The 3,123-nt window shown below is 35.7% G+C and carries 4 protein-coding genes; all 4 read right to left on the reverse strand.

Going from position 1 to position 3,123, the window contains the following annotated elements:
* Positions 1–238: 2Fe-2S iron-sulfur cluster-binding protein (locus tag PHQ99_08310; protein MDD4289573.1), on the reverse strand; the 238-nt coding region annotated here is incomplete at its 3' end.
* A gap of 121 nt (positions 239–359) precedes the next feature.
* Complete coding sequence (gene nuoF, locus PHQ99_08315; protein ID MDD4289574.1) at positions 360–2,156, reverse strand: NADH-quinone oxidoreductase subunit NuoF; 1,797 nt, start codon at positions 2,154–2,156, stop codon at positions 360–362.
* Positions 2,157–2,174: 18 nt separating this feature from the next.
* Complete coding sequence (gene nuoE / locus PHQ99_08320) at positions 2,175–2,675, reverse strand: NADH-quinone oxidoreductase subunit NuoE (protein ID MDD4289575.1); 501 nt, start codon at positions 2,673–2,675, stop codon at positions 2,175–2,177.
* Complete coding sequence (locus PHQ99_08325) at positions 2,675–3,043, reverse strand: (2Fe-2S) ferredoxin domain-containing protein (GenBank protein MDD4289576.1); 369 nt, start codon at positions 3,041–3,043, stop codon at positions 2,675–2,677. Before PHQ99_08325 ends, nuoE begins: the two co-directional genes overlap by 1 nt.
* Positions 3,044–3,123 lie beyond the last annotated feature (80 nt).

Genomic DNA, 3,123 nt, shown 5'->3' on the forward strand with positions numbered 1-3,123 from the left:
GAACCGGATATACACAGGAAGCAGCTAAACAAGGCATTCCTTCTACTTCCACAACACACATGCGGCAAGAACCGGGATAATGATTGATTTCAGGCATAGCACAAAGTGTCGGAATTTTTATTCCTGCTTGAGTTGCTGCATCCAAAATTGTCGTCCCTGCCTCTACCCTTACTTTTTCCCCATCAATTATAATTTGGACTAAGGGTGCAGTTGTTTTCTCCTTCTTTAAATCTTTCATTTTATGTTTTCTTAATCCTTTCTAAAATACTTATGATATATTCTTAGTTAATTTGTTTTAATAATTTTAGATTAGAGAATTAAATTAACTATAATAAGTTATTACTTAATTTTTTTACAGTTTAACGCTTACTAATTGCACCAAATTTACAAGCTTCATAGCACGCACCGCATTTTATGCACTTGTTTTGGTCAATTTTATGAGGTTGTTTTTTCTCTCCTGTAATTGCATTAACAGGGCATTTCTTAGCACAAACAGTACATCCAACGCACTTTTCAGGGTCTATTTCATATCTAAGTAATGATTGACATACTCCTGCCCTGCATTTTTTATCTCTAATATGCTCGATATATTCATCCTTAAAATATTTTAATGTTGTCAATACAGGATTTGGTGCAGTTTGTCCTAATCCACAAAGAGCAGTATCTTTGATTCTATAGGCTAATTCCTCCAGGATATCCAGATCTTCCATCTTCCCTTTACCTTCACAAATCCTGTTTAATATATCTAACATGACTCTGGTTCCTTCTCTACAGGGGGTGCATTTTCCACATGATTCATCTTGTATAAAGTTCATAAAATAACGGGCAAGGTCAACCATGCAGGTATCTTCATCTATAACTATTAATCCTCCGGAGCCCATAATTGCTCCTAACTCTTTTAAGGACTCATAATCAACTTTGGTATCGAGATGTTGTGCAGGAATACATCCACCAGATGGTCCCCCAATTTGAACTGCTTTAAATTCTTTATTATTAGGAATTCCTCCACCAATTTTATAAACAATGTCTCTGAGAGTGATTCCAATAGGAACTTCAATTAAACCAGTATTGTAAATATTGCCAGCTAAAGCAAATATCTTTGTCCCTTTACTCTTTTCGGTGCCTACAGAAGCATACTTTTCAGCACCATGCATGATAATATAAGGAATATTTGCCAGAGTTTCTACATTATTTAAAACAGTAGGCATTTCAAATAATCCCTGATTTGCAGGGAAAGGCGGTCTCGGTCTTGGCTCTCCTCTTTTTCCTTCAATAGAACGCATCAAAGCGGTCTCTTCACCACAGACAAATGCTCCGGCCCCCATTCTTATTTCTACATCAAAGTCAAACCCAGTATTTAATATATTTTTCCCCAATAGATCGTGTTTTCTCATTTCTTTTACAGCGATTTTTAATCTTTCTATTGCCAGGGGATACTCAGCTCGTACATAAATATAACCTTGATTAGCTCCAATGGCATAACCACCAATAATCATCGCTTCTAAAACACTATAGGCATCGCCTTCCAGCATACTACGGTCCATAAATGCACCAGGGTCACCTTCGTCAGCATTACATAAAATATATTTTTTTTCACCTTTCGCTTTAGCTGCAAAGTCCCATTTCAATCCTGTGGGAAATCCTGCGCCACCTCTGCCTCTTAATCCTGATTTTTTAATTTCCTCAATAACTTCCTGTGGGGTCATCTCCGTCAATGCTTTACCCAGGGCCATAAAACCATCTGCCCCTATATAATCATCAATGGTGGTGACATCTATAACACCACAATTTCTTCGTACAATTCTTTTTTGTAACTGGAAAAATTCAATATTTTCCATCATATCAACCAACTCTTCTGACTTTGGTTTCTTGTAAAAGAGTCGTTGTACTACTCTGCCTTTTAGAATATGTTCCTGAACAATCTCACGGGCATCTTCAGGTGTTAATCTTTGATAGAATACTCCATCAGGATAAACCACCATAATGGGACCTAATTCACAAATCCCCATACACCCGGTAGTAATAATTTCCACTTCTTTTTCTAAATTAGCTTCTTTTAAGGCTTTTTCAAGAGAATCCTTTACCTGCTGGGCACCGTTTGACATACAGGATGTTCCTGAACATAAAAGAAGCTGAGTTCTTACTTTCTCTATCATCAATATTCTCCTTACCAACTATTTGTATTTCTGTAAAACTTCATCCAATTTGTCAGGTGTTAACCTGCCATGAACATTATTATCAATCATGATTACCGGTGCCATACCGCATGATCCAAAACAGGGCTGGCTACCAAGGGTAAACCTTAAATCCTTTGTAGTTTCCCCTTCTTTAATCCCGAGCTTATTTTGCAGTTCTTCCAGTATTTTTTTTGCCCCTTTTACATAACAGGCTGTTCCCATACAAACTGTAATTGTATGACGACCTATGGGTTTAGTTTTAAAATAAGAATAGAAAGTCGCTACACCAAATACTTCACTTTCTGATATCCCCATTCCTTTTGCAACAAAACTCATAACCTCCGGGGGAAGGTATTTAAATAATTCCTGAGCCTTATATAATATTGGAATTAAATAACCTTTTTTTTCTTTATTTTCATTAATAAAATCTTCTAACTGTCTGTAATTTTCTTGCCTGGATAATTCATCAGACTTGCTTATAGTTGTTGTTTCACTCATTATTCTTTCCCCTTTGAAAATAGGTATTTTTCTACAATTTTCCCGTTTAATATATGATTATTAAATATTTCCTGTGCTGCTTCTGTGTCTACATTTCGATAAGTCACAGGTTTCTTTTCTTCTACATAGATATGTATCATAGGCTCCTGGGCACAAAAACCGAAACATCCAGAAGCTGTGACAATAATATCTGTTTTGTTACTTTTTTCAATCAAATTCAAAAATTCGTTCATGGTTTCTCTTGCACCAGCTGCAATTCCACAACTACCCATTCCTACAACAATTTTTACACGATGTTTACCTGCTCTTAGTTGTAAATCCTTTTTGACTCTCTCACGCATTATTTTTAATTCTTCTAAGTTTTTCATCGCTCCTCCTTTCCAAATGTATAATTTTTTATTTTTTTTCTTTGCTATTATCCTTTTGCTCTAAAAATAATAGCAATAAC

It is taken from the genome of Atribacterota bacterium, from assembly GCA_028703475.1.
Taxonomy (GTDB): domain Bacteria; phylum Atribacterota; class Phoenicimicrobiia; order Phoenicimicrobiales; family Stramentimicrobiaceae; genus JAQVMU01.

Coding starts and splice junctions, on each gene's coding strand:
- nuoF (MDD4289574.1), bottom strand. CDS start 2,156: ATGATAGAGAAAGTAAGAACTCAGCTTCTTTTATGTTCAGGAACATCC.
- nuoE (MDD4289575.1), bottom strand. CDS start 2,675: ATGAGTGAAACAACAACTATAAGCAAGTCTGATGAATTATCCAGGCAA.
- PHQ99_08325 (MDD4289576.1), bottom strand. CDS start 3,043: ATGAAAAACTTAGAAGAATTAAAAATAATGCGTGAGAGAGTCAAAAAG.